The 26,217-nt window shown below is 70.2% G+C and carries 18 protein-coding genes and 2 pseudogenes; 12 read left to right on the top strand and 8 right to left on the bottom strand.

The features are described 5' to 3' along the window. Nucleotides 1-11: 11 nt before the first annotated feature. From ACWGE0_RS02815 to ACWGE0_RS02830, 4 genes are read right to left on the bottom strand one after another with little or no spacing between them, the layout of a single operon-like run. Nucleotides 12-1,412, bottom strand: a complete 1,401-nt coding sequence (locus ACWGE0_RS02815) for an amidase (protein WP_452259164.1) — start codon at nt 1,410-1,412, stop codon at nt 12-14. Next, nucleotides 1,409-1,984, bottom strand: a complete 576-nt coding sequence (locus ACWGE0_RS02820) for a TetR/AcrR family transcriptional regulator (RefSeq protein ID WP_452259165.1) — start codon at nt 1,982-1,984, stop codon at nt 1,409-1,411. Before ACWGE0_RS02820 ends, ACWGE0_RS02815 begins: the two co-directional genes overlap by 4 nt. Nucleotides 1,985-2,036: 52 nt before the next feature. Further along, nucleotides 2,037-2,972: a patatin-like phospholipase family protein gene (locus tag ACWGE0_RS02825; protein ID WP_452259166.1), complete on the bottom strand. Its 936-nt coding sequence runs from the start codon at nt 2,970-2,972 to the stop codon at nt 2,037-2,039. Between the two features lie 5 nt (nt 2,973-2,977). Continuing rightward, a complete protein-coding gene (locus ACWGE0_RS02830) occupies nt 2,978-3,808 on the bottom strand; it encodes a cytochrome P450 (RefSeq protein ID WP_452259329.1) in 831 nt (276 codons plus the stop codon). Nucleotides 3,809-4,045: 237 nt separating this feature from the next. Here ACWGE0_RS02830 and ACWGE0_RS02835 point away from each other — a divergent pair, with 237 nt between their 5' ends. From ACWGE0_RS02835 to ACWGE0_RS02845, 3 genes and pseudogenes are all read left to right on the top strand, one after another. Beyond that, nucleotides 4,046-5,647, top strand: a complete 1,602-nt coding sequence (locus ACWGE0_RS02835; RefSeq protein ID WP_452259167.1) for an ABC-F family ATP-binding cassette domain-containing protein — start codon at nt 4,046-4,048, stop codon at nt 5,645-5,647. Further along, the gene (locus ACWGE0_RS02840) at nt 5,640-7,214 is read left to right on the top strand and encodes an ABC-F family ATP-binding cassette domain-containing protein (RefSeq protein WP_452259168.1); all 1,575 of its coding nucleotides are present in this window, start codon (nt 5,640-5,642) and stop codon (nt 7,212-7,214) included. The genes ACWGE0_RS02835 and ACWGE0_RS02840 overlap by 8 nt, the downstream gene beginning before the upstream one ends. Before the next feature lie 89 nt (nt 7,215-7,303). After that, nucleotides 7,304-8,051 (top strand): annotated as a pseudogene (locus tag ACWGE0_RS02845) (DUF899 family protein). On the opposite strand, the gene ACWGE0_RS02850 reads toward ACWGE0_RS02845, so the two are convergent. Further along, the gene (locus ACWGE0_RS02850; RefSeq protein WP_452259169.1) at nt 8,052-8,780 is read right to left on the bottom strand and encodes a class I SAM-dependent methyltransferase; all 729 of its coding nucleotides are present in this window, start codon (nt 8,778-8,780) and stop codon (nt 8,052-8,054) included. It abuts the pseudogene before it with no gap. Nucleotides 8,781-9,007: 227 nt separating this feature from the next. Between ACWGE0_RS02850 and ACWGE0_RS02855 the strand changes: the two genes are divergently transcribed. Further along, nucleotides 9,008-10,315, top strand: coding sequence for a cytochrome P450 (locus ACWGE0_RS02855; protein ID WP_452259170.1), 1,308 nt, complete (start codon nt 9,008-9,010; stop codon nt 10,313-10,315). Nucleotides 10,316-10,322: 7 nt separating this feature from the next. Here ACWGE0_RS02855 and ACWGE0_RS02860 read toward each other — a convergent pair whose 3' ends face one another. From ACWGE0_RS02860 to ACWGE0_RS02870, 3 genes are read right to left on the bottom strand one after another with little or no spacing between them, the layout of a single operon-like run. Further along, complete coding sequence (locus ACWGE0_RS02860) at nt 10,323-11,000, bottom strand: DUF899 domain-containing protein (RefSeq protein ID WP_452259171.1); 678 nt, start codon at nt 10,998-11,000, stop codon at nt 10,323-10,325. A gap of 46 nt (nt 11,001-11,046) precedes the next feature. Continuing rightward, nucleotides 11,047-13,545, bottom strand: coding sequence for an FtsX-like permease family protein (locus ACWGE0_RS02865; protein ID WP_452259172.1), 2,499 nt, complete (start codon nt 13,543-13,545; stop codon nt 11,047-11,049). Between the two features lie 3 nt (nt 13,546-13,548). Then, entirely contained in the window at nt 13,549-14,280 is a 732-nt protein-coding gene (locus ACWGE0_RS02870; RefSeq protein WP_452259173.1) for an ABC transporter ATP-binding protein, read from the bottom strand. Nucleotides 14,281-14,513: 233 nt separating this feature from the next. Between ACWGE0_RS02870 and ACWGE0_RS02875 the strand changes: the two genes are divergently transcribed. The 8 genes and pseudogenes from ACWGE0_RS02875 to ACWGE0_RS02910 all read left to right on the top strand — a co-directional run bounded on the left by ACWGE0_RS02875 (nt 14,514) and on the right by ACWGE0_RS02910 (nt 26,217). Beyond that, nucleotides 14,514-15,890: a serine hydrolase domain-containing protein gene (locus ACWGE0_RS02875; protein WP_452259174.1), complete on the top strand. Its 1,377-nt coding sequence runs from the start codon at nt 14,514-14,516 to the stop codon at nt 15,888-15,890. After that, nucleotides 15,887-16,765: a serine hydrolase gene (locus ACWGE0_RS02880; RefSeq protein ID WP_452259175.1), complete on the top strand. Its 879-nt coding sequence runs from the start codon at nt 15,887-15,889 to the stop codon at nt 16,763-16,765. The genes ACWGE0_RS02875 and ACWGE0_RS02880 overlap by 4 nt, the downstream gene beginning before the upstream one ends. Continuing rightward, entirely contained in the window at nt 16,762-18,333 is a 1,572-nt protein-coding gene (locus ACWGE0_RS02885; RefSeq protein WP_452259176.1) for an ABC transporter substrate-binding protein, read from the top strand. Before ACWGE0_RS02880 ends, ACWGE0_RS02885 begins: the two co-directional genes overlap by 4 nt. Further along, nucleotides 18,330-19,277, top strand: coding sequence for an ABC transporter permease (locus tag ACWGE0_RS02890; protein ID WP_452259177.1), 948 nt, complete (start codon nt 18,330-18,332; stop codon nt 19,275-19,277). The genes ACWGE0_RS02885 and ACWGE0_RS02890 overlap by 4 nt, the downstream gene beginning before the upstream one ends. Nucleotides 19,278-19,374: 97 nt before the next feature. Beyond that, nucleotides 19,375-21,213 (top strand): dipeptide/oligopeptide/nickel ABC transporter permease/ATP-binding protein, encoded by a 1,839-nt coding sequence (locus ACWGE0_RS02895; RefSeq protein ID WP_452259178.1) that lies wholly within the window; start codon nt 19,375-19,377, stop codon nt 21,211-21,213. Further along, nucleotides 21,210-21,938 (top strand): annotated as a pseudogene (locus tag ACWGE0_RS02900) (ABC transporter ATP-binding protein); the annotation flags it as partial. The gene ACWGE0_RS02895 and the pseudogene ACWGE0_RS02900, both read left to right, overlap by 4 nt. An 8-nt stretch (nt 21,939-21,946) precedes the next feature. Further along, on the top strand, nt 21,947-22,984 hold the full coding sequence (locus ACWGE0_RS02905; RefSeq protein ID WP_452259179.1) for a dipeptidase: 1,038 nt from the start codon (nt 21,947-21,949) through the stop codon (nt 22,982-22,984). Further along, nucleotides 22,981-26,217: a serine hydrolase gene (locus ACWGE0_RS02910; RefSeq protein WP_452259180.1), complete on the top strand. Its 3,237-nt coding sequence runs from the start codon at nt 22,981-22,983 to the stop codon at nt 26,215-26,217. Before ACWGE0_RS02905 ends, ACWGE0_RS02910 begins: the two co-directional genes overlap by 4 nt.

Raw genomic sequence — 26,217 nt, forward strand, 5'->3', positions numbered from 1 at the left:
CGCGCGGCCTTTCACTGGTTCCAGCAGGGCGGGTGGCGTTCTTCCCAGAGCGCCGCGCTCTCCAGCTGCGCGGCCAGGGCGAGCAGGTCGGCGTCCTGGCGGTGGCGTCCGACGAGATGCACGCCGTGCGGCAGGCCGTCATCGTCCACATGCGACGGAAGGGAAACCGCCGGCACACCAGCGAGGTTCACCCACGGCGTGTGGCAGGACCAGCGCAACATTCGCTCGGCCTCGTCGCCGTCGTAGTACCCGATCGGGACCGGCGCGCCGTTCGTCGTGGGCGTGAGCACGACGTCGTAGTCGTCGACCCCGGCCAGCATCGTGCTGGCGTAGCGGGCGAGCAGGGCCTGAGAGGTGACGATGTCGTTGGCGGACAACGTGTCGTTGATGGAGAGGAGCTGCCGGGAGTACGACGACAGGAGATGTGTGCGGTCCTGCAACATCATCGCCTGCACCGCCGCGCCCACGGAGTACGCGAACCACGTGACGATCGCCTGCCGCACCGGTTCGTCCCACCGGGCCGGGAGCGGGATCTCGCGGACGTCGTGCCCGAGCCCGGTGAGCACCTCCACCGTGCGCCGGACCGCGAGTTCTGCTTGTGGGTCAACGGCCTGGTCGAGTCCGGTGTCCGTCCACATCGCGACCTTGAGCGGCCGTTGGAGCGTCTTGGTGAAGCCTCCGGGGTGGCTCCAGCCGTAGAGATCGCCGGGTGCGGGACGTGCCATCACTTCGAGGAGAAGTGCGGCGTCCTCGACCGTGCGCGCGATCGGGCCTTCGGTGGAGGCGACGAAGAACGACGTGGCGGGTGCCGCGCTGACCAGGCCGCGGCTCGGCTTCACCCCGACGAGATGGCAGGTCGCGGCGGGTGTGCGGATCGAACCCGCGCCGTCGCTGCCGTGCCCGACCGGCAGGAGTCCCGCCGCGACCGCCGATGCCGCGCCACCGCTGGACCCGCTCGAGTAACGGTCCAGCGCGTAGGGCGTCACGGACGGCCGTGGGGTGACGTCGTTCTCGGTGTAGCAGGTGGAACCGAACTCCGGCGTGTTCGTCTTGCCGAGCACGACCGCGCCCGCCTGCCGCAGCAACCCGACGGCCCAGGAGTCCTCCCCCGGCACGAACTCGGCCAGCGCCGCCGAGCCGAACGTCGTGCGGATGCCGGCGGTCGGCGACAGATCCTTGATGCCCAGCGGCAGCCCGAGCAACGCGGACCGCTCTCCGGCGGCCAGTCGTTCGTCCGCGCGACCGGCCTCTGCCAGCGCGGATTCGGCGGTGACGGTCACGAACGCGCCCAGCTCGGCACCGAGCCGATCGATGCGCGCCAGGTAGTGCTCGGTCAGCTCGCGGGAACTGATCTCCTTGGCGTGCAAGGCGCGCACCTGTTGAGCGGCGGTGAGCTCGTGCAGGTCGCTCATGGCGTCACCGGCGTTCCGGTGAGCAGCCGGTGCACCGACCACGTCACCACGTCGAGCTCGTCGGACGTCATCGGCCGGCCGCCGAACATCCGCCGGTGCATCAGCGGGCCCTCCAGCAGGTTGCCGACCAGCGGCAGGTCCGGCACCTCCGCGATCTCACCGCGCCGCACGGCCCTGGCGATCGCGTCCACCACCGGCTGCGACCGCCGCGCGACCAGGGCGCGGAACGTGCGCTCCGCCTCGGGGTCCTGGCGCAGGTCGGCGAGAAAACCGACCAGGCCGTCGTTCCACGGCTGGTCCCAGGCCGCGGCCAGGTCGGTGACGAAGGCCCTGAGGTCGTCGAGGAGCGAGCCCGTGTCGACGTCCGGCACCGGCGGCAGGAACTCGTCGAACACGTCGGCCACCAGCCGCGCCTTGCTGCGCCACCGCCGGTAGACGTCGGTCCGATGGGCGCTCGCCTGCGCCGCGACCTGGGTCAGCGTCAGCGCGTCGTAGCCGCCGGCGGTCAGCAACGACCACGCCGTCGCGAGCAACCGCTGTTCGAGATCCGGGTCCCGCGGACGTCCCGCCACCGTCGGCCTCCATTTCGCAACAGGTTGTTGCGTTAAGGTAGCACGACGATGCTCATCGCGGCTCCAGCACGCAGCTCGCCAGCTCGTTCATCGCGCTGTCGATGCCGATGTCGACGACCTTGCGCAGCAGGTCAGGGCGTCGTTCGGTGCGGCCGACCCGCAGGCTGCCGAGTGGTGGGCGGATCTGCAGGCAGGCGGGGTGGGAGGCGAGGAGTTCTTCCTCCTCGATCCTGCCTTCCTTGCGGCGCAACCACGCCTCGACGACGCCCGGCGCGTGCCGGGCGAACCAGCGCGACAGCACCATCCTCTCGCTGCGGGACGGCGCCATGGGAACCTCGTCGGCCCGCACCGTGCGCAGGACGACGATGTGCGTGGCCTTCTGGGCGATCGCCGACCGCACGGGGACCATTTCGCTCATGCCGGCGTCGACGTAGGGGCGGCCGTCGATCATCACCGGCGGCCCGGCGAGCAGTGGCATCGCGGTGGACGCCCGCAGCGCGGCCTGCAGGCTCGCGATGTCGTGGATCCGGTCGAACAGATCGGCGGATTCGCCGGTCAGGGCGTCCGTGGCCATCGGGTGGAACTCGACCGGACTGTCCAGGATGTCCTGGAAGCCCATCGGCATGACCTCGGTGTAGATGGTGTGCACGAGATGCCTCGTGTCCACGACGGGTTGCCGGCGAAAGGCTCGCATCGGGTTGATCGTGGACCGCATGACGGCCGGGTCCCACCACGCGTGCTTGCTGCTGTCCGCGCGGCCGCACAACAACCACGCGGCGTTCAGCGACCCCGCCGAACTGCCGTAGACGGCGTCGAACATCGGCAGCAGCCCGAGCCGTTCGATCGCGACGGTCATACCGCTCGAGTAGGCACCGCGCGAGCTTCCGCCTTCGATCAGCAACACCAGGCGTGCGTCGTCGGTGCGCTGCCCTGGCGTGGTTCGGTGCTGTTTGCGGTCACGCAGCAGCTGGAGCACGTCGTCAGTCACGGTGTTCAGGCTATAACCGGGCCCGGACCGAGCCCCAAGCCCAGAACGTCGATGCCGACCGGCGTGCGGCGCGTCTCCAGACCCGTGATCCGCCACCGCCGATCGAGCAAAGCCCCGAGCGCCACCCGAACCTCCAGCCGCGCCAGGTGGGCGCCCAGACAGAAGTGGACACCGCGACCGAACGACAGGTGCGGATTGGTGACGAACCTGTCCGTCCGCCGGTCGGCGGGAGGTAGCGCAGCACTTCCTCGACGGCCAGGGCCAGGTCGGCAGGCTTCGGGTGCGGGACGAGGCACAACATCGCGTTGACCAGCAGGGTCTTGCTGGTCTCGTGGCCGTTGATCAGCAGCAACACGCAGAAGTTGATCAGCTCGTCCTCCGCGAGACCGGCTGCCAGCAGGGTCGCGATGATGCCGGCGGGGCGCCTGGACTCCGCGCGGAAGAAGGCGCTCATCTCCGTCAGCGCCTGGTCGAACGCGGTCCGGTCGGCGGTGAACGTGCCGGAGAACGACGTGATCGCCTCCGTCCACTCGACGAAGTCCGGCGACGGGCGCACGCCGAGCAGGCCGGCGATCGTGTGCACCGACAACAGGGAGGCGACGTCGCCGACCAGGTTCAGCTCCTGGGCGGCGGTCAGGTCTGCGACTCTGGCCGTGATCGACGGTTCCAGCGCGGCGACGGCTCGCGGCGTGAACACCTGGCTGACGATCCGCCGCAACGCGTGATGGCGCGGCGGATCGGTCGCCAGCAGGCTGCGCAGCAAGGGGTTGTCGCGATGCGGGACGGGCCGGGTAACGCGAGCGGCAACTCACCGTCGCGCCGCCACAGGCCGACATAGCTGGTCACACGGTCGAGTGAACGTCACGCCGCCGCTCGCCGCTATCGGATTGCCCGCTCCTGCTACCGTGGAGTGGAGATCATCGAAGAGGAGCTCGACGTGCTGGTGGGTGAAGACGACATCTCAGGGTGAGCCCTGGATGTGACAGGCCATCGAACCCGATGGCCGTCCTGTCGTCCCCTTTTCCACTCGCGCCGCGATTGGTCGCGCGCAAGCACATCCCGAGGTCTCACCCATGTCTATCGTCCTGTCGAACCTGTCGTTCGCCTGGCCGGACAACACGCCTGTGTTCGACGGCCTGTCCGCCACCGTGCCGGACGGCCGCACTGGTCTGGTCGCCCCCAACGGCGCCGGCAAGTCGACGCTGCTCAAGCTCGCGGCCGGAGCGCTGACGCCGAACGACGGCAGCGTGTCCGTCGACGGCGTGCTCGGCTATCTCCCGCAGGACCTGCCGCTCACCGCCGAGCTGACCGTGGCCGAGGTGCTCGGCGTCGCGGCGGTGCTGAGCGCGATCAAGGCCGTCGAGTCCGGTGACGTCGGCGAGGAGCACTTCACCACCATCGGCAACGACTGGGACCTCGAGGAACGCACTCGCGCCCAGCTCGACCGGCTCGGGCTCGGCGACCTGGCGCTCGACCGGGCGCTCGGCACGCTGAGCGGCGGCCAGATCGTGTCGCTCGGGCTCGCGGCGCAGTTGCTGAAGCAGCCGGACGTGCTGCTGCTCGACGAACCCACCAACAACCTCGACCTGGAGGCGCGGCACAAGCTGTACGCCGTGCTGGACGACTGGCGCGGGTGCCTGCTCGTGGTGAGCCACGACCGCGCCCTGCTCGACCGGATGGACCGGATCGCCGAGCTCGACGGCGGCGAGATCCGCTTCTACGGCGGCAACTTCAGCGAGTACGAGCAGGCCGTGGAAGCCGAGCGCGAGGTCGCGGAGAAGAACATCCGCAGCGCCGAGCAGGAGGTCAAGCGCGAGAAGCGGGAGATGCAGCAGGCCCGCGAACGCGCCGCCCGCCGCGCGTCGAACGCCCAGCGCAACCTGTCCAGCGCGGGTCTGCCGAAGATCTTCGCGGGCAACATGAAACGCAACGCCGAGGTGTCCGCTGCCAAGGCCGACGGCACGCACGCCGCCCGGCTCAGCGCCGCCAAGACGCGGCTGGACCACGCCGAACGCTCGTTGAAGGACGAGCAGAAGATCAGCCTGGAACTCCCGCAGACCGCCGTCCCCGCCGGCCGCACCTTGTTCGACGGCTCTGGCCTGCGGGTGCGGGACCTGTTCGACGGACTGGACCTGACGATCCGCGGACCGGAACGGATCGCGCTGGCCGCCCCGAACGGCGCGGGCAAGTCGACGCTGCTGCGGGTGATCCACGGTTCGCTGACGCCGGACACCGGTGAGGTGAAACGAGCCGACGGCCGCGTCGCCTACCTGTCGCAGCGGCTCGACCTGCTCGACGACGACCGCACGGTGGCCGAGAACCTGGCCGCGTTCGCCCCGGCGATGCCACCGGCGGACCGGATGAACCTGTTGGCGCGCTTCCTGTTCCGCGGCGCGCGGGCCCACCTGCCGGTCGGCGTCCTGTCCGGCGGCGAACGTCTGCGGGCCACCCTGGCGTGCATCCTGTTCGCCGAACCCGCCCCACAACTGCTGTTGCTCGACGAACCCACCAACAACCTCGACCTGGTCAGCGCCGGGCAACTGGAAAGCGCGCTGAACGCGTACCGGGGCGCGTTCGTCGTCGTCAGCCACGACGAACGGTTCCTGAGCGAGGTGAAGATCGACCGCTGGCTGCGGCTGGACGGCGGCAAGCTGCTGGAGGCCGCACGTGGCTGAAGCAGCCCTGATCGCCCACGAGCTCGTCCGCACCTTCGGAGGCCGGCGCGTGCTCGACGGCGTGTCGCTCACCGCGGCACCCGGCCGGCGCATCGGCCTCATCGGCGAGAACGGCGCCGGCAAGTCGACGCTCCTGCGCCTGCTGGCGGGCGTCGACCAACCCGACCGCGGCACCGTGGAGCGGCCGCCTGACCTGGGTTTTCTGCACCAGGACATGCCGTACGCCGAGTCCGCGACCGTCGCTGACGTCCTGGACGACGCATTGGCCGACGCACGCGAGGACCTCGCCGAGCTGGACCGGCTCGCCGCTGTCATCGACGAGGAGCCAGACCTCTACGCCGAACGACTCGAGCTGGCCGAGCGGCACGAGGCCTGGGACGCGGACCGCCGGGCCGACATCGTCCTCGACGGACTCGGGCTTGGCACTGTCACGAGGGATCGCACGCTCGGTTCGCTGTCCGGTGGCGAGCGCCGCAGGCTCGCGTTGGCGGCGCTGGTGATGCGCAGGCCGTCGGCGTTGTTGCTGGACGAGCCGACCAATCACCTCGACGACGCCGCGGCCGCGTTCCTGGAGGAGCAGTTGCGCGGCCTGCCCGGCACCGTCGTGCTGGCCAGTCACGATCGGGCGTTCCTCGACGCGGTGTGCACGGACCTGATCGACCTCGACCCCGCGGTGGACGGGCCCACCAGGTTCGGCGGCACGTACAGCGAGTACGTCACGCAGAAGCGTGCCGACCGGGAGCGCTGGGAACGTAGGTACGAAGAAGAACAGGAAGAGCTCACCGAGTTGCGGGAGTCGCTCGGCCTGATCGGTAGCCGCATCGCGCCGAACCGGGCGATGCGGGACAGCGACAAGATGGGGTACGGCGTGCGGGCGAACCGCGTGCAGAGCCAGATCTCGCGCCGTGTTCGCAACGCCACGCGCCGGCTCGAAGAACTGGAGCGCCGCAGTGTGCCCGCTCCCCCGCGGCCGCTGAGTTTCCGGCCGCCAGGGCTGACGTCGACCGAGTTCTTGTTGTCAGTGCGCGAACTCAGCGTTCCCGGACGGCTCAGGCTCGACTTCCTGGACGTGCGCGACGGCGACCGGCTGCTCGTGACGGGACCCAACGGCGCCGGCAAGTCGACACTGCTGCTGGTCCTGGCCGGGCAGCTCGAAGCGGCGGGCGTGCGGAGGCATCCCGGGCTGCGGACCGGGCTGCTCGATCAGGACACCCGGTTCGCCAACCCGCGCCTCACCGCGCGGGGCACCTACGGCCGGGCGCTCGGAGCCGAACGCGTCGAGCAGGTGCCGCTGGAGTCGTTGGGTCTGCTGCATCGGTGGGATCTGGGCAAGCCGGTCGGCACGTTGTCGGAGGGCCAGCAGCGGCGACTCAAGCTCGCGTTGCTGGTGGCCGATCCACCGGACCTGCTGCTGCTCGACGAGCCCACCAACCACCTGTCGCCGACGTTGTGCGACGAGCTGGAGGCCGCGCTGGGCCCCGGACCTGGAGCGATCGTGCTCGCCAGCCACGACCGCTGGCTGAGAGCGCGCTGGCGGGGAGCGGAAATCTCGCTTCAGGCAGCCTGAAAACCAGGTTGGCAGCCATGTCGAGACGGGGCCGGCGGCTTCGACACCTCTGTGCAAGGAGAACAAACCGATCTCCACGGAGGACAACCATGACCGGACAGCCGCCCATCGTCGACCTCGCCACCTGGCAGCAGGCACGCGACGAGCTCCTGGTCCGCGAGAAGGCCCACACGCACGAAGGCGACGCTATCGCCGCGGCACGGCGCCGGCTGCCGATGGTCGAGTTCGACGGCAAGGTCGAGGTCGTCGGAGCCGACGGACCGGTGCCGTTCCTGGAGCTGTTCCAGGGGCGCGACGAGCTCGTGGTCTACAAGCACATGTGGTGGGACGGCGCGCCTCACCAGGGGCAGTGTGAGGGCTGCACGCACGTGCCGTGGCACTTCGACAATCCCGCCTACCTCAACGCCCGCGGGGTCTCGTTCGCCTTTCTGACCGTGGGCGCCTGGGAGGAGGTGGCCCCGTTCGTCGAGTTCATGGGCTACACGCAGCCCTGGTACTCGGTGCGCGGGGTGGAGGGGCCGGCCGGCGGGGACATGGGCTACCTCACCAGCTACCTGCGCGATGGTGATCGCGTGTTCCTCACCTACTCGACGACCGGACGTGGTTGTGAGCGGCTCAACGGGTCGCTCGCGCTGCTCGACCAGACCGTGCGCGGCCGGGGCGAGGACTGGGAGGACCACCCCGAGGGCTGGCCGGAAGCGAAGCCCGCCGGGTGGTTCTGGCGGACGGACGCCGAGGGGAACTCGACCTGGGGCGAGACCAGCAGGCCGACGGCGCAGTGGACGCGGCCGGGGGCGACGCCGGAGGAGTCGCTGGCGGCACGGGCACTGCCACTGATCACCTCGTGGCCGTGGCGAGGACGCGGCGCAGTCCGTCGAAGTGCGACAGGACCCGCCGCGCCTCGTCCTGCATCGACCGCATGGCCGGGTCGTCGGGGGCATCGACGGCGAGAGCTTCCTTCCACAGCTGTTCCTCGACGACCCGCCACTCCGGTCTCTCCACGACCTCGACGTCGACGAACCCCGCCTCCGGCAGCTGCGCGGCCAGGTCCATCTCCCGCATCTTCTCCGGCAGCCGTTCGTCCGAGGGATCGACCGGCTCCCAGCAGGTGATCACCAACCGCCCGCCGGGCACCAGCACCCGCCGGCACTCCCGCAACGCGTCCAGTTTCGGTTTCGCGAACTGAATCGCGTCGACGACGAGCACCGCGTCCACACACGCCGCGTGCAGACCCGTGGCGGTCATCGAGCCCACCCGGAAGTCGCCGCCGGTCCGCTGCCGCGCCTGGTCGATCGCGACGGCCGAGAAGTCGACCCCGACGAGCCGGCACCCGGTGCGGCGCACGACCTCCAGGCCGTACCCGCCGCGCCCGCACGCCAGATCCAGCAGCACCTGACCCGGCCGAAGCCCCAGTGCCGCCACGACTTCGGCCAGCGCGGCACCGCCGAGCAGGCTGGTCGACTCGAGGCCAGGAGGGAGGGCGAGCACGCGCTGCACGAGTTCATCGGCCACCGGGGACGCGACGCGATCGGCGTACCAGCGGTCGAAACCCTCAGCACTCGTCATGCCCCGACGATGCCAGGTTGTCCGGTTGAACTCACCGGCAATCCCGGCGCGCTGTACCGTTCGGAACACCCTCCGCGGCGCTTGTACTGGTTTTGATCGACATCTGGACCAAAGTATGACGGCGCGTTAGGCCCAGGTATGACGACCGGGGAGCAGCGGCGTCGTTATTGTCCGTTCCGGTGGTCGTCATCGCCACGTCACCTTTCCGCCGAAGGGACAGCCGCCTCATGAGGGACGTTCTGCAGTCAGCGACAGATGTCCGGTCGCGCGTGACCGGATGGATGGGGAAGCGGTTCCTCGCCCACCTGAGCAAGACCGGGTTCGACCTCGGGTCGTCCTGGTTCGTGCCCTCGCGCGTGCTGGCACCGCTGCGCCGCAACGGCTTGAACCCCGTGCCAGAGCTCGCGCGGATGCAGGCCCACGGGCCGGTGACGCGGCTGCCGCTACCGGTGACGGTGTGGCTGGTGACCGGCTACGAGGCGTCCAAGCAGGTGCTGGTCGACTCCGAGTCGTTCAGCAACGACTTCACCCACTTCAAGGAGATGGGTCTGTTCGCGGACGAGGCGCCGGGCGGGCTCGGGTTCAGCGACCCGCCGGAGCACACGCGGCTGCGCAAGGTGCTGACGCCGGAGTTCACCATGCGGCGGCTCTCGCGGCTCATCCCGCGGATCGAGGCGATCGTCACGGACCAGCTCGACCTGATGTCCATGAAGGACGGTCCGGTCGACCTCGTCGAGGACTTCGCCATGCCCGTGCCGGCGCTCACGATCTGCGAGCTGCTGGGCGTGCCCGCGAGCGAGCGCGAGGAGTTCCAGCGCCGCAGCGTGGCACGGTTCGACCTGGGCGGAGCGGCCACCACCTCGCTGTCCGCGGTGTCGCAGTCCGTCGTCTACTTCCGCGAACTGGTGCGCACCCTGCGCAAGGCCCCCAACGACGGTCTGCTCGGCGAGCTCATCCGCAAGCACGGTGACGAGCTGGACGACGACGAACTGGCCGGTCTGGCGGACGGGCTGCTCACCGGCGGGTTCGAGACGACGGCGAGCATGATCTCGCTCGGCACGCTCGCCATGCTGCGTGACCCAGGTCTGTTCGGTCAGGTGCGCGACGACGACCAGGCCGTGCCCGGCGTGGTCGACGAACTGCTGCGCCACCAGTCCGTCGTGCAGGTGGCGTTCCTCCGCGTCGCCCGCAAGGACATCGACATCGCCGGGACGAAGGTGCGCGCGGGAGACATCGTGGCGTGCTCGCTGTCCCAGGCGAACCGCGACCCGAGCGTCTACTCCTCACCGGACGACATCTGCCCCGAGCGGGCGGCGGGCCAGCACCTCGCGTTCGGTTACGGCGCGCACCGGTGCATCGGGGCCGAGCTGGCGAAGATGGAGCTGCGGATCGCGTACCCGGCACTCGTCCGGCGCTTCCCGGAGATGAGGCTTGCGGTCGAACCGGGCGACCTGTCGTTCCGCAAGCTCTCCATCGTCTACGGGCTGCACTCGCTGCCGGTCCACCTGGGCGAGCACACCAGCCCGATCCTCTGACGGCTCGTCAACCGGCGTCCACCGGGGTGCCGTACTCGTCGTGGCGACGCCACCACTGGTACGGCGCTTCCTGCGGATAACCCTCCGGCGAGTCCTCCCACTCCTCCTGACGGCCGAGCGGCGTCAGGTCGAGCAGGCTCCAGACGTTGCCGGTCTGCTCCGCCGAGCGCGCGTTGGTGAAGTAGGTGCGGTAGACCTCGTCGCCGTCGCGGATGAAGACGTTGAGGCCGAAGTACTCGTCGACGCCGAAGTCCTTCGAGAAGTCGTCCCGCGTCGTGTACCAGGGCACCTCGTCCCAGCCCATGCGGTGGCGGTAACGCTTGATGTCGTCCTGCGGAGCGGGCGAGACCAGCACGAACGTGGTGTCCCGGGCGTTGAGGTGGGCGAGGTGACCGAGGTTGTCGGTGAACATCGCACAACCGCTGCAGCCGCCCTTGGGCCAGTCCGCGACCCCCGGCTCGAAGAAGTGCCGGTAGACGATCAGCTGGCGCCGCCCGTCGAACAGACCGGGCAGGCCCACCTCTCCCTCCGGACCTTCGAAGGCGTACTGCTTCTCGATCCGGACCCACGGCAGCCGGCGGCGCTCGGCCGCCAGCGCGTCCTTCGCGCGGGTGTGCTCCTTCTCCTTGCGCAGAAGCTCCTGGCGGGCCGCGTCCCACTCCTCGGCCGATGCGACAGCTGGCATGTGCGAGCCGTACCCGTAGCGCCGATCGAGCAAACTTCGCCGCTGGTCACTCACGGCTGCCGATGGCGTCGATCGGCTTGGCGCGCAACGACAACCGCGTCGACACGGCGATCGACACCACACCCAGCAACGCGGCTCCGGCGAGCACACCCAAGTGCACCCAGACGCCTCCGGCAGGCAGCGGGACACCCGTGAAGCCGATCGCCAGCATCGTCAACGGCAGTGCGGCGACCAACGACCCCAGCACCGCGGCGAGACCGACGGTCACCAGCGCTTCCGCCCGCATCATCCGCACGACCTGACGGCGTCCGGTGCCGACCAGGCGCAGCAGGGCGAACTCGCGGCGTCGCGCGGCCGTGGACATCACCAGCGTGTTCGACACCGAGATCGCGACGTACCCGAGAATCACGCCGACCGCGACGAGGTTGAGCAGGAACTGGGTCCGCTCGTCACTGCGGTCCTGCGCGGCCACGCCGCCGGTCACGGCCAAGCCGGGATAACGGCTGGTCAGCTCACGCAGGGCGGTTGCGTCGCCGGACTTCACGAGCACGGCGCTGTCCATGCCCGCCGTGGTGTGAGCACGGGCGTCGGCGGCCGACAACACGTGGTCGCCGAACGCGAGGTCGTGGCGGTAGGTCGCGATCACCCGCAGCTTGGCGGGCTGACCGTCGGCGAACCAGAACTCGACGGTGTCGCCGACCTTCTTGTCCTCCCACCTCGCGTGGGCGTCGCTCAACGCCACCGTGCCCGTGGTGAGGTCCTCGAGGTCGCCCGTGACGACGTCGAGGTCGACCGCGCCGCCCGCCGTCGCGTCGAGGCCGTTGGCCGGCCCGCGGTTCACCTCCACGCTGTCACCGGTCTGGCTCGCGGTGATCACCTGCGTGCGCACCAACGACGTCGCTGTCACTCCGGGCATCTTCCGCACGGCCTCAGACACCTCGGCAGGCACGCCCGCCACACCGGTGATGACGTGGTCGGCCGTGATCGAGCGGGTCGTCTCCTGCTGCACGGCCGCGGTGAAGGTGGTCTGGCTGTAGTAGTTGACCACCGCGAACCCGATGGCCAGCATCAACGGCGTCACGGCGGCGGCCAGCCGCCGGGAGTTCTTGAGGAGGTTCGCGGACGCCAGGTAGCCGCTCACCCCGGAGAACCTGCCCAGCGCCGGTGCGATCAGCCGGACCGCGCCGCCGATCACCCTCGGCCCTGCCAGGCTCAGTCCGATGATCAGCACGAGCGTCGCCATCACCGACATCGCCGCGCCGAGCTGACCGCGGAGGAAGAACGGGACCGTGGTCGCCGCGGCTCCGATCGCCATCAGGACGTAACCGATGGCCAGGCGGATCCGGCCGACGTCCTTGCGTTGCACAGCGGCCTCCCCCAGCGCCTCGACGGGGTTGATCGAGGACGGGCGCCGCGACGCGCTCCAGGCCGCCAGCCTGGCCGCGGCGATGCCGATCAGCAGGGACGCGACCAGCGGCAACGGGCTGATCGAGAGCTCGAAGTCGGCCGGCACCACGCCGATGTTCGCGAAGGCGCCGCGCAGCCCGTAACCGACGGCGATGCCCAGCACGCTGCCGATCACGCCGGCGATCACGGACACCACCAGGGTCTCGACGCCGATCAGCTTGCGGACCTGCCTCGGCGTCGCACCGACGGCGCGCAGCAGGGCGAACTCGCGGCGGCGTTGCTCGACGGTCAGCGCGAGCGTGCTGGCCACGACGAAGATCGCGACCAGGACCGCGTAGCCGCCGAACGAACCGGCGATGATCGCCAGGATCGCCTTGGTCTGGCTGACGTCGTCGAACTCGGCGGCGCTGCGGTCGGCACCGGTCGACACCGTGACGTTGTCCGCGGCGAGGACGTCCTCGATCCGATCCGCCACATCACCGCCGGCCAGGACACCGATCGCGCTGAGCTGGTCGGACCGGCCGGCGAGGTCGGCCGCCGTGGCGGAGCTGAAGAACAGCGCCGCCTGGCGGTCGCCCTTCCCCTCGACGACTCCGCTCACGCGGTAGCTCACCGGCGCGGAGCGAGTCATGATCCGCACCTCGCCGCCGACCCCCACGCCGGCTCGCTCAGCCAGCCCCGAGTCGAGCACCACCTCGTCGTTCGTTCGTGGCTCACTCCCCGCCTTCAACGTGAACGGCGCGAGCACGGCCGACTCCCAGTTGTGGCCGAAGGACGGCTTGTCCGCGAGCGCCTGCCCGTCCGGCCCCACCACGACGGCGGGGAACGTCCGCTCGGGCACCGCGGCCTTCACCCCCGGCACCTGGGCGATCTTGGCGACCAGTGCGGAGGAGATGGCCGGCTGTTCGGCCGCCTGCTCGAACGCCAGCACGTCGCCACCTGGCGGCCGCACCGTCCGATCGCCGGTGACGACCACGTCAGCGGCCGCATAGCGCTGGGTCGGCACGCCGCCGCGAAACCCGGACTCCATGAGGATCCCGCAGGCCGCGACGAGCGCGGTCCCGCAGAGGATGGCCACGAAAGCGCCGATGAACCCGCTGGTGCGGGCTTTGACGGTCTGCCAGGCAAGATCCAGCATCGCTTACCACTCCCCCAGGTGCGTCATGCGCTCGGCGACCTTCTCCGGCGTCGGTCCGTGCAGCTCGCCGGCGAGCTTGCCGTCGGCCAGGAACAGCACGCTGTGTGCGGCGGAGGCGGCGACCGGGTCGTGCGTGACCATCAGGACGGTCTGCCCCATTTCGTCCACAACGGACCTCAGGAGCGTCAGGACCTGGTGCGCGGTCCGGGAGTCCAGCGCGCCGGTCGGTTCGTCGGCCAGCACCACCTCCGGCCGGGCGACCAGCGCCCGTGCGATCGCGACCCGCTGCTGCTGACCACCGGACAGCTCGGACGGGTGCCGGTCGAGCAGGTCGGCCAGCCCGACGCGGTCGACGACCTCGCGCAGCCACGCCTGGTCGGCCGAACGACCGGCCAGCCGCAGCGGCAACGTGATGTTCTGCCGCACCGTCAGCGACGGCAGCAGGTTGTAGGCCTGGAAGACGAACCCGATCCGGTCGCGCCGGATCTCGGTCAGCCTGGCCTCCTTCAGCTTGCCCAGGTCGGTCTCGCCGAGCAGCACACGGCCGGACGTCGGCCGGTCCATGCCCGACGCGCAGTGCAGGAAGGTGCTCTTGCCCGAGCCGGAAGGTCCCATCACCGCGGTGAACGTGCCCCGCCGGATGTCGACGGTCACCTCGTTCAGCGCGGTGACGGCGCCGCCACCCGAGCCGTACACCTTCCGCACCGCCTGCAACGACAGCGCGTCTGCCCTCATCACGTTCTCCTTGGCTCGCAACGACTTCTGCGAAGAACGTAATTTCGCAGGCCGCGCAGATCGATCACGCAGGCTGCCCGGACCGAGGTAGAGCCTGCTCCACCCCGAGGGCGGCTTCGTCGGGGCGGACAGATCCGGACCCGCAGATTCGTCGGCCACGACGAGGTGGCCGCCGGGGCGCCGAACCTAGCGTTGCTCGTGACCGGAGTCACGTCGAGGTGGATGAGGCGCGGATGTCCAAGCTGAGCGAGATCAACGACTGGCTGCAGCAGAACCTGCCGAGGCTAGTGGCCGAGTACGAGGTGCCGGGTGCCACCGTGGCCGTCACCGTCGGCGACGAGGTGGTCGAGGCCGCCGCCGGGGTGCTGAACAAGAACACCGGCGTCGAGACGACGACCGACTCGCTGTTCCAGATCGGGTCGATCACCAAGGTCTGGACGACGACGCTCGCGATGCAGCTCGTCGACGAGAACCTGCTCGACCTCGACGCGCCGGTGCGCGACTACCTGCCCGACTTCCGGGTGGCCGACGAGGACGCCGCCGCGCGCATGACCGTGCGGCAGCTGATGTGCCACACGGCGGGCTTCGAGGGTGACCTCTTCACCGACACCGGCCGCGGTGACGACTGCGTGGAGAAGTACGTCGCCACGCTGCACGACACTCCGCAGCTGTTCGCTCCCGGCGAGATGTTCAGCTACAACAACGCCGGTTACTGCGTGCTCGGCCGGATCGTGGAGGTCATGCGCGGCAAGTCGTACGACGACTGCCTGCGCGAGCACCTGTTCGCGCCGCTCGGACTCACCCGTGCCGCGGCCGACGCCTATGAGGCGATCATGTTCCGCGCCGCCGTCGGGCACCTCACCCCGAATCCAGAGGCCGGGCCGCAGGTGGCGCCGGTCTGGGCTCTGGTGCGGTCGAACGCGCCGGCCGGGTCGATGCTCGCGATGTCGGCGGGCGACCTGCTGACGTTCGCGCGGATGCACATGAGCGGCGGCTCCGGCGTGCTCTCACCGGAGAGCGTGGCGGCGATGCAGGAGGTTCAGTCGCACGTGCCGGACCTGGCGCTGATGGGTGACGCGTGGGGGCTGGGCTGGGAGCTGTTCCACTATCCACAGGGGACGGTCATCGGCCACGACGGCGGCACGATCGGGCAGAACGCGTTCCTGCGGCTGGTGCCGGAGCACGGCGTCGCGGTCGCGTTGCTGACCAACGGCGGCAAGACCGTCGACCTGTACCAGGACGTCTTCCGGCACGTGCTGCGCGAGCTCACCGGCGTGGAGCTGCCCGCGATGCCCGAGCCCGCCGCCGAGCCGGAACGGGTGGACGGCAAGCGGTTCGAGGGCGTCTACGTGTCGGCGGTCGGCGAGCGGATCGTCACGCAGGACGCGGACGGCCGGATCTGGATGGAGACCGTGCCGAAGGGGATCATGGCCGAGCTCAGCCCGGAGTCCGCGGGCAAGACCGAGCTGGTGCCGTGGCGCGACGACACGCTCGTCGCCGCGGAGCCGGTGCTCGGCATCCACATGCCGCACGCGTTCGTCGGTGACGACGGCGAGGGTCGCGCGCTGTTCCTGCACACCGGTCGCGCGGACCGGCGGGTCGCCCAGTGACCCCAGACGTGTTGACCGACGTGTTCGCCGAGGCGGACGCGGAAGGATCCGTGCACGCCCGCGAAATCGGGACGGACAACGAGTTCTGCTTCGGTGCGGACGACCAGGTCGTGCTGGCGTCGGTGTTCAAGATCCCGGTCGCCGTCGCGTACGCCGCCGAGGTCGCCGCGGGACGGCTGGATCCGGCCGAGCGGACGCGGGTCACCTCCCGGTACCGGATCGGCGGGATCGGCACCGCGGGGTGTGCCGACGACGTCGAGATGAGCTGGCGCGACCTCGCGTTGTTCATGATGACGATGAGCGACAACGCGGCGACGGACGTGCTCTTCCACCGCGTCGGCCAGGCCGCCGTCGACAAGGTGCTCTCGAACCTCGGCCTGCACCGCACCCGGATCCTGGGCTGCTGCGAGGACCTCTTCGCGTCGATGTCCGTCGACCTGGCCATGACCCCGCTGGAAGCCGAGGAGGCACTCGGGGCTCCCACCTGGGATCTGATCCACAAGATGGCCATTGTGGACCCCCAGCGCACGACTTCCTCGACACCGAGGGAGATCACCGCGCTGCTGGAGGCCGTCTGGACCGATCGCGCCGCCGTTCCCGAGGCGTGCGAACGGGTTCGGTCGATCATGGCCCAGCAGGTCTGGCCGCACCGGCTCAGTTCCGGCTTCCCCGCCGACGTCCAGGTCGCCGCCAAGACCGGCACGCTGCCCAGCGTGCGCAACGAGGCCGGCGTCGTCACCTACCCCGACGGCCGCAGCTACGCGGTCGCCGTGTTCACCCGTGCCAAGTCGCTCGACCTCAGGCAACCCGCCGTCGACGCGGTCATCGGCCGCGCCGGACGCCTCGCCGTCGACCACCTCCGGAGCACGCCATGAAACGCACAGCCGTAGTCGTGTCGATCGCCCTCGTCGCCGCCGGATGCGGAGCCTCCGGGAGTTCCGAGTCGGGCGCTCTGGCCGACGGCAAGACGTTCACCATGTCGATCGGCCAGGATCCGGGCACCCTCGATCCCGCCATCACCGTCCTGTCCTCGGCCCGCTGGGTCGGCCGGTTCCTCTACTCCAGGCTGATCGAGCGCGACGAGAAGGGCGAGGTCGTCGCCGGTCTCGCGGAGAAGTGGGAAGCCAGCACCACGACCGCGACCTTCACCGTGCGCAAGGGCGTCACCTGCTCCGACGGCACGCCGCTCACGGCCGCGGACGTCGCCGCGAACATCACGTTCGTCGGCGACCCGAAGAACAAGTCGCCGCTGGCCGGAGTCCAGGTCTCCCCTGGCACTTCGGCTTCCGCGGATGAGGCGACCCGCACCGTTACGGTGACCAGCGGGGCGCCGGACGCGTTCCTGCTGACCAACGTCGGCACGCTGCCGATCGTGTGCGCCAAGGGCATGAGCGATCGCGCGCTGCTGGCGAAGGGCGAGCAGGGCACCGGCATGTTCACCATGTCCGAGATCGTGCCGAACGACCACTACACGCTCACGCGGCGCAAGGACTTCGCGTGGGGCCCCGGCGACTGGCAGCAGAACCAGCAGGGCCTGCCGGACAAGGTCGTGGTCCGGGTGATCGCGAACGAGACGACGGCGGTGAACCTGTTGCTGTCCGGGCAGCTCACCGCGGCGATGGTCGCTGGTCCCGACCAGGAACGCCTGCTCGCGCAGAAGGTCTCGCACTTCGACTACGCGACGCCGTTGGGCGTGCTGGCGTTCAACCAGTCCGCCGGCCACCCCGGCCAGGACCCCGCGGTGCGCCGCGCGCTCGTGCAGGGACTCGACCTCGCGCAGGTGGGCAAGGTGCTGACCAACGGCAAAGGCAGGCCGTCCAAGAGTTTGGTGACCATCGAGCCCCGGCCCTGCACCGGCGACAACGTCACCCCGAACCTGCCGGGCTTCGACAAGGCCGCCGCGGCTGCCGCTCTGGACACCGCCGGCTGGCGGGCTGGACCTGACGGCACGCGGGCGAAGGACGGCAAGCCGTTGTCGATCAAGCTGCTCCAGCCGACCGTCCTCGGCCCGACGCTCACTGCGGCCGCCGAGCTGATCCAGCAGGCGTGGCAGGGCATCGGCGTCAAGGTGGAGATCCAGCCCGTCGACTCGGCCGGCGTCAACCAGGCGCTGTTCGGCACCGGCGCGTGGGACGTCTCGATGGCACCCCTGACGCTCTCGCTGCCGAGCCAGCTCGTGCCGTTCGCGTCCGGTGCGGTGCCGCCGGAGGGCGTGAACTTCGGCCACATCACCAATTCGACGTTCGAGTCGGAGTCCAAGCTGGGGGCCTCGATGGCGGGCTCGGCGGGGTGCGAGCACTGGGACAGGGCCGAGGCCGCCCTGGTCAAGGACACCAGCCTGGTGCCCTACTTCGACGCGCTGGTGCCGACCTTCGCGAAAGGCGCCCGGTTCACCATGAGCGAGGGCCCCGACCCGTGGTCGATCCGGATGTTCGCGTCATGAGCACCTGGCTGCCGTTCGCCCGGCGCCGGTCGGTGCGGTTCCTGACCTCGCTCTGGGTGCTGGTGACCGCGGCGTTCCTGATGATCCACCTGATCCCCGGCGACCCGGTGCGCGAGTCCCTCGGCCTCACCGCACCACCCGACCTGGTCGCCTCCCGCCGCGCCGCCCTGGGTCTCGACGACCCGTTGCCGGTGCAGTACTGGCACTACCTGACGGGCCTGTTCCGCGGCGAGTTCGGCACGTCCCTGGTCAGCGGTGTCCCGGTCGGCGACCTGATCGGCGACCGGCTCCCCGCGACCGTGCAGCTGGCGGTGCTCGCCTTCCTGGTCGTGATCGTCGTGGCACTGCCGGTGGGAGTCGTGATGGCGGTCCTGACCCGCGGCGGTCGCCGTCGCGGCGGCGAGCTCGCGTTCACGTCGTTCAGCGTCGTGTTCGCGGCGATTCCGGAGTTCCTGCTCGCCGTCGGCTTGGTAAGCCTGTTCGCGGTGCAGCTCGGGCTGCTCCCCGTGGCGGGCAACGACGCCGCCGGCTCGTGGGTGCTGCCGGTGCTCGCCCTGGCGATCGGCCCGGCCGCGGTGCTGGCCAGGATCGTGCGCGTCGAGCTGCTTTCCGTGCTGGGCAACGACTTCGTCCGGACCGCACGGGCCAAGCGGCTGCCGTCGCGGCTGGTGTACGTGCGGCACGCGCTGCCCAACGCGGTGACCGCGACGTTGACGCTGGGCGGCATGATGCTCGCCGCGCTGGTCGCAGGGACCGTGCTGGTGGAGAACGTGTTCGCCTGGCCGGGGCTGGGGTCGACGATCGTGGGGTCGATCCAGCAGAAGGACTACCCGGCGGTGCAGGGGATCGTGCTGGTGTACGGGGCCGGGGTGCTGCTGGTGAACCTGGTGGTCGACGTGGTGCTGGCGCTGCTTGATCCTCGTTCGACGATCAGGGAGGCGTGATGCGAACACTCCGCTACCGCGTCGGACCAACGCCGACCGCCCCTCCCACCTTCTCCGCAGCACTGCCGGAACCCCAGCCGACGATCCGGGAGGCGTGATGCGAGCACTCCGCTCCCCCGTCGGCGCCGCGTCCGCCGTCCTCCTCACCCTCCTCGTGGCACTGGCGTTGTTCGCCCCGCTGCTCTGGGGCGACCGCGCCGCCGCCATCGACACGGACGCGTTGCAGCAGGGACCCTCCGCCGATCACCTCCTCGGCACGGACTCCCTCGGCCGCGACATCTTCTACCGCGTCCTGGTGGCCACCCGCCTCACGCTAGGGCTCGCTCTGCTGGCCACCTTCGTCGGTGTCGTCACGGGTCTGATCCTGGGTTCGCTGCCGTCCGTGCTCCCCAGGTGGGCGGCGCGGATCGTCACGTCGGCCGTGAACATCGCGGTGGCGTTTCCCGGGCTGCTGCTGGCGTTGTTCTTCGCCGTCATCTTCGGCACCGGGACGATCGGGGCGGTGCTGGCCATCGCGTTCGCCATCACGCCGTCGTTCGCGCGGCTCACCCAGACGCTCACCGCGTCGGTCAGCGGTCGTGACTTCATCGCGGCGGCGCGGGTGTGCGGGGTGGGCAGGTTCCGGTTGCTGGTGCGGCACGTGCTGCCGAACATCGCCGAGCCGCTGGTGATCAACGCGACGCTGGCGGCGGGGTCGGCGTTGACGGCGTTCGCCGGGTTGTCGTTCCTGGGCATCGGGGTGCAGGCGCCGTCGTACGACTGGGGACGGCTGCTCGGTGAGGGGCTCAACCGGATCTACGTGACGCCCGCGCCGGCGCTCGGGGCCGCGGTGGCCGTGGTGGTGGCCGGGCTGGCGTTCAACCTGTTCGGGGAGGCCGCCGCGGCCGCCGCTGGTCATCGGCAGCAGGCCGCGCGCAAGGCGCTGCCGCCACAGGAGTCCACTGTGGACGCAGGAGCTGGCGACGACGGGGTGTTGACCGTGCGGAACCTGCGGGTGGCGTTTCCCGGGGCCGCCGGGTGGATCACGCCGGTGCGCGGGGTGTCGTTCACGGTGCGGCAGGGCGAGATGATCGGGGTGGTCGGCGAGTCGGGGTCGGGCAAGAGTCTCACGGCGCTGGCGGTGTCGCGGCTGGTCGAGCATCCCGGGGTGGTGACGGCGGATCGGCTGGAGTTCGGCGGGAAGCCGTTGCTCGGGACGTCTGACCGGGAGCTGGGGACGTCGCTGGCGATGGTGTTCCAGGATCCGATGACGTCGTTCAACCCGACGAGTCGTGTCGGACGACAGCTGGCCGAGGTTTCCGAGGTGCACCACGGGTTGTCGCGCAAGGCCGCGTTCGCGCGGGCGGTGGACCGGCTCAAAGCCGTGCGGATTCCCTCGGCGGCGAAGCGGGCTCGGCAGTATCCGCACGAGTTCTCGGGCGGGATGCGGCAGCGGGCGATGATCGCGATGGGGTTGATGGGCGAGCCGCGGCTGGTGATCGCCGACGAGCCGACCACGGCGCTCGATGTCACCGTGCAGCGGGAGGTGTTGCGGTTGCTGGCGCGGATCAGGGCGGAGCGGTCGGCGGCGGTGTTGCTGATCAGCCACGACATCACCGTGGTCGCGCAGACGTGCGATCGGGTGCTGGTGATGTACGCGGGACGGATCGTCGAGGAGTTGCCGATCGACGAGCTGTTCACGTCAGCCCGGCATCCGTACACGACGGCGTTGCTGGCCGCGGTGCCCGACCTGGAGACGGATCGGGAGGCCCCGCTCGCGGTGATTCCCGGACGGCCACCGGAGCCCGGCGAGATCGAGGCGGGCTGCCCGTTCGCGCCGCGATGCCCGCTGGCGCACGAGAGGTGCCGGCAGGAACCCGAGCTGGAGGAAGTGGCGAGCGGGCATCGGGTGGCGTGCTGGCAGACGCAGCTGGCCACGACCGGGGGCGTTCGATGAGTGAGCTGAGGTTCGAGAGCGTCAGCCTGCACTACGGCAGCCTGCGGGCGGTCGACGACGTCAGCCTGACCGTGCCGTCGGGTCAGGTCGTGGGGCTGGTCGGCGAGTCCGGTTCGGGCAAGTCCACGCTCGCCGCCGCGGCGGTCGGGCTCGTCCCGCCCACCGGCGGCCGCATCCTCCTCGACGATGCCGACGTCCAACGGCTGCGGCCACGACACCGCCGGCTGCAGATGGTGTTCCAGGACCCGTACTCGTCGCTCGACCCGAGGATGCGCATCGGCCAGTCGATCGCGGAAGCCATGCCGAGAGGCACGGATCGCAAAGCAGAGGTCGCGAGGCTGCTCGAACTGGTCAACCTCGACCCCGGCCGCGCCACCTCGCTGCCCTCACGGCTGTCCGGCGGGCAACGGCAGCGGGTCGCGCTCGCCAGGGCGCTCGCCGGGCAGCCGAAGGTGATCATCGCGGACGAGATCACGTCCGCGCTCGACGTGTCCGTGCAGGGCGCCGTGCTGAACCTGGTGCGGGACCTGCAACGGCAGCTCGGGCTGTCGATGCTGTTCATCTCGCACAACCTCGCGGTCGTGCGGTACGTGAGCGACCGCATCGCGGTGATGCAGAACGGCAAGATCGTGGAAGAGGGACCGGCCGAGCAGGTGCTCACCGACCCACAGCACCCGTACACGTGCGAGCTGCTCGATGCCGCACCACAGCGGCACACCAGGCTGGAGGCTTCATGATCGACGACCTGCACGGGCGCAGTGTTGTCGCGGACACGCACAACGACCTGCTCGACGCGATCGCGCATCGGCCCGTCGAGCAGTGGGTACCGCACTTCCGCGAGCAGTGGTTGCCGCAGCTGCGGGCGGGCGGGGTGAACCTGCAGGTGCTGCCGGTGTTCATCGACGACCTCTTCCGGCCGGAAGGCGCGCTGCGGCAGACGCTCCGCATGATCGAGGCCGCCCACCGCATCGCCGAGGGCAACCCGGACACCGTGCGACTCTGCCTCGACGGCACCGACATCGACGCCGCACTCGCGTCCGACCGCATCGCGCTCGTGCTGGCACTGGAGAGCGCGCCAGGAGTCGGTGAGGACGTCGAACTGCTCGAAACCCTGTACCGGCTCGGGGTGCGCATCGCCTCGCTCGCGCACTTCGGCCGCACGGCGCTGGCCGACGGCAGCGGCGAGGACGCCACCGGCAGCAGGCTCACCAGGGCGGGCGTCGCCGCGTTCGCCGAGATGGAGCGTCTCGGCATGATCTTCGACGTCAGCCACCTGAGCGCGGCCGGCGTCGAGCACGTGCTGGAGATGGCGACCCGTCCGGTGATGGCGACGCACTCGTCGGCACGGGCGTTGCGTGACCACCACCGCAACCTGACCGACGCGCAGCTGAAAGGCATCGCGGACAACGGTGGCGTGGTGTGCGTGAACTTCTTCGCGCCGTTCCTGCACGAGTCCGACTTCCGCATCGAGCGGTTGATCGACCACATCGAGCACATCGCTGGCGTCATGGGCGTGCGGCACGTCGGCCTCGGCCCGGACTTCGTCAAAGAGGTCCTCGAGGACGTCACACCGCCGTGCTGTGAAGCCCAGTTCATCGAAGGCGTGCCGACGGACCAGTACCTGCCGGGGTTGGAGGGCCCCGCCGGGTTGCCGCTGGTCACCGAGGCACTGCAGAAGCGCGGCTGGCCGGACGGCGACATCGCCCTGGTGCTGGGCCAGAACGTGCTCGACCTGTTCCGTTCCGAGCTGACGAGGGGATCCGCATCGTGACCACCATCGAGGACCTGTACGGCTTCGCGCTGCCAGAGCAGCCCGCGATCTCGCCGGACGGCGCCGAGATCGTCTACGTGTTGCGCACGACGGACCGCGAGGAAGACCGTGACGAACGGGCGCTGTGGCGGGTTACCGATGGCAAGCCGAAGCAGCTGACCAGAGGGAAGTCCGACCAGGCCCCGGCGTGGTCACCGGACGGCGGCCGCATCGCGTTCCTGCGGGCCCAGGACGGTCTCCCGCAGGTCTGGCTGCTCCCCGCCGACGGGGGTGAGCCCGAGCAGGTGACGTCGTTGCCGCTCGGTGCGGGGGCGCCGGTGTGGAGCGAGGACGGCACGAAGCTCGCGTTCTCCGCGCCCGTCGACATCGCGGACGCCAAGGCACCGGTCGTCACGGATCGCCTCGACTACAAGTCCGACGGCTCCGGCTACCTGCGCTCCGTCCGCGCTCACCTGCACGTGTTCGACCTGGAAAGCCGCGAGGTCAAGCAGATCACGGACGGCGACTGGCACGCCGGCACGCCCGCGTGGTCACCGGACGGCACCAAGCTCGCGTTCCCGGGAGCGCTCGACGAAGACGCCGACCTGACCTTCCGGGTGCCGGTCCACGTCGTCGACGTCACCGGCCGCGGTAAGCCTGAGCTCGTCGGGCTCGTGGAGGGACAGGTCGCGACGGTCACCTGGGCCGCGGACGGGTTGCTCCTCACCGGACGCACCACCGCGGACACCGGGCACCTCAGCCTGCTGCACCTCACGCTCGACGGCGAGGTGCGCAATCTCTCCGCCGCACTGGACCGCAACGTCATGCCGGGCATGTCCGGCTATCCCGGCGGCCTTCCCACCCTCACCGCGGACGGCCGCACGGTGCTGTTCTGCGCACGCGACCGCGGCTGCACCCAGCTGTACGCGGCAGACCTCGAAGGAGGCGAGCCGCGACTCGTTCTCGGTGGCGATTCCCGCGTCGTAGCAGGGCTTTCGGCCAGCAACGGTATCGCGGCGATCGTGCTGGGCACCCCCACGTCGTACGGCGAGGTCGCCACCGTCGACCTCGCGAGCGGCGACGTGACCGTCCACACCGAACACAACAAGACCGAGCTGTTCGTCCGTGAAGAACGCGAGTTCACCATCTCCGACGGCACGGTCGTGCACGGCTGGCTGGTCCGCGACCCCGAACGCACCGGCCCGTTGCCGCTGCTGCTGGACATCCACGGCGGCCCGCACAACGCGTGGAACGGCACCGCCGACCCGGTCCACGTCTACCACCAGGTGCTGGCCGAACAGGGCTGGGCGATCCTGCTCCTCAACCCGCGCGGCAGCGACGGCTACGGCGAGGACTTCTACACGGCCGCACTCGGCGCGTGGGGCAAGGCCGACGCCAAGGACTTCCTGGAACCGCTCGACCAGCTCGTCGCCGAAAAGCTCGCCGACCCGGACAAGCTGACCGTCACCGGCTACAGCTACGGCGGCTACATGACGTGCTACCTGACCAGCCGCGACGACAGGTTCGCCGCCGCGGTCGCCGGTGGCGTGGTCAGCGACCTGAGCAGCGTGGCGGGCACGTCCGACGCCGGCCGCTACCTGACCGAACTGGAACTGGGCGGCCCCGGCGCGCACATCGCGGAACTGTCCCCGCTGACGCTCGTCGACCAGGTCCGCACGCCCACGTTGATCTACCAGGGCGCCGCCGACGACAGGTGCCCGGTCGGTCAGGCCGAGCAGTGGTTCATGGCACTGCGCCAGAACGACGTGCCGGCCAAGCTCGTGCTGTACCCCGAGGAGTCGCACCTGTTCATCCTCAGCGGCAAGCCGTCGCACCGCGAGGACTTCAACCGCCGCGTCGTCGACTGGGTGCGCGAGCACGCGGAGAAGCGCGTGCCGTTGGACGCGAAGCATTGGCAGCGCAGGCTTTCCGCGCTCGCCACGAAGCACGGACTCCCCGGCGCGGCACTCGGCATCCTCAAGGACGGCGAGATCGTCCAGGCGCACCACGGCGTGCTGAACACGGCGACCGGCGTGGAGGTCACCGACGACTCGGTCTTCCAGATCGGCTCGATCGGCAAAGTGTGGACGACGACCGTGGTGATGCGGCTCGTCGACGAGGGCCTGCTCGACCTCGACGCGCCGATCACCGAGGTGCTGCCCGAGTTGAAGCTCGCTGATCCCGTGGTGACGCAGAAGGTGACGATGCGGCACCTGCTCACGCACACCAGCGGCATCGACGGCGACATCTTCACCGACACCGGCCGCGGCGACGACTGCCTGGAGCGCTACACGGAGCTGCTCGTCGAGGCCAAGCAGAACCACCCGCTCGGCGCGACGTTCTCCTACTCCAACTCCGGTTTCGTGCTGGCCGGCCGGGTGATCGAGAAGCTCACCGGCAAGACGTGGGACGCGGCGATGCGCGAGAAGCTCTTCGCCCCGCTCGGTCTCACCCGCACCGGCACCCTGCCGGAGGAGGCGCTGCTGCACCGCGCCGCCGTCGGCCACGTCACCCAGGACGAGAAGAAGCAGCCGGCGCCGGTCTGGATGCTGCCGCGTTCGGTCGGCCCCGCCGGGACGATCTTCTCGACCACCGAGGACGTGCTGGCGTTCGCGAAGATGCACCTCGACGGCGGGCTGGCACCGGACGGCACGCGGGTGTTGTCGGAGGCGTCCGCGCAGGCCATGACCGAGAAGCAGACCGACGTGCCCGACCCGAACACGCTGGGCGACTCGTGGGGCATCGGCTGGATCCGGTTCGGCTGGGACGGGCAGCGGCTGATCGGCCACGACGGCAACACCATCGGGCAGTCCGCGTTCCTGCGCCTGCTGCCGGAGCACGACCTCGCGGTCACGTTGCTGACCAACGGCAACGGCGCGCGCGAGCTGTACCTGGACCTGTACCGGGAGATCTTCGCGGAACTGGCCGGTGTCGCCACGCCTGCACTGCTGGAGCCCGCCGCCGAGCCTCCCGCCGTGGATCCCGCGCGCTACACCGGGCGCTATGAAAGGGCTTCCGCGATCCTCGACATCACCGAGGGCGAGAACGGGCTGCGGCTGAAGATGACGGTCACCGGTTCGCTCGCGGGACTCGTGCCCGATCCGCCGGAGATCGATCTCGTGCCGGTCGACGACTCGCTGTTCCTGTACCGGATGTCGGAGAACGAGAGCTGGGGCTCTCTGGTGTTCTACGCGCTGCCGACCGGTGAGCAGTACGTGCACATGGGTGTCCGCGCCACGCCGAAGGTGTCCTGA

This window comes from Lentzea sp. NPDC054927, assembly GCF_053610285.1.

What these genes read in the sequence shown, in the direction of transcription:
- ACWGE0_RS02815 (WP_452259164.1), bottom strand. Translation starts at nt 1,412, where the DNA reads ATGAGCGACCTGCACGAGCTCACCGCCGCTCAACAGGTGCGCGCCTTG.
- ACWGE0_RS02830 (WP_452259329.1), bottom strand. Translation starts at nt 3,808, where the DNA reads ATGTCGGCCTGTGGCGGCGCGACGGTGAGTTGCCGCTCGCGTTACCCG.
- ACWGE0_RS02835 (WP_452259167.1), top strand. Translation starts at nt 4,046, where the DNA reads ATGTCTATCGTCCTGTCGAACCTGTCGTTCGCCTGGCCGGACAACACG.
- ACWGE0_RS02850 (WP_452259169.1), bottom strand. Translation starts at nt 8,780, where the DNA reads ATGACGAGTGCTGAGGGTTTCGACCGCTGGTACGCCGATCGCGTCGCG.
- ACWGE0_RS02855 (WP_452259170.1), top strand. Translation starts at nt 9,008, where the DNA reads ATGAGGGACGTTCTGCAGTCAGCGACAGATGTCCGGTCGCGCGTGACC.
- ACWGE0_RS02860 (WP_452259171.1), bottom strand. Translation starts at nt 11,000, where the DNA reads ATGCCAGCTGTCGCATCGGCCGAGGAGTGGGACGCGGCCCGCCAGGAG.
- ACWGE0_RS02865 (WP_452259172.1), bottom strand. Translation starts at nt 13,545, where the DNA reads ATGCTGGATCTTGCCTGGCAGACCGTCAAAGCCCGCACCAGCGGGTTC.
- ACWGE0_RS02870 (WP_452259173.1), bottom strand. Translation starts at nt 14,280, where the DNA reads ATGAGGGCAGACGCGCTGTCGTTGCAGGCGGTGCGGAAGGTGTACGGC.
- ACWGE0_RS02875 (WP_452259174.1), top strand. Translation starts at nt 14,514, where the DNA reads ATGTCCAAGCTGAGCGAGATCAACGACTGGCTGCAGCAGAACCTGCCG.
- ACWGE0_RS02885 (WP_452259176.1), top strand. Translation starts at nt 16,762, where the DNA reads ATGAAACGCACAGCCGTAGTCGTGTCGATCGCCCTCGTCGCCGCCGGA.
- ACWGE0_RS02890 (WP_452259177.1), top strand. Translation starts at nt 18,330, where the DNA reads ATGAGCACCTGGCTGCCGTTCGCCCGGCGCCGGTCGGTGCGGTTCCTG.
- ACWGE0_RS02895 (WP_452259178.1), top strand. Translation starts at nt 19,375, where the DNA reads ATGCGAGCACTCCGCTCCCCCGTCGGCGCCGCGTCCGCCGTCCTCCTC.
- ACWGE0_RS02905 (WP_452259179.1), top strand. Translation starts at nt 21,947, where the DNA reads ATGATCGACGACCTGCACGGGCGCAGTGTTGTCGCGGACACGCACAAC.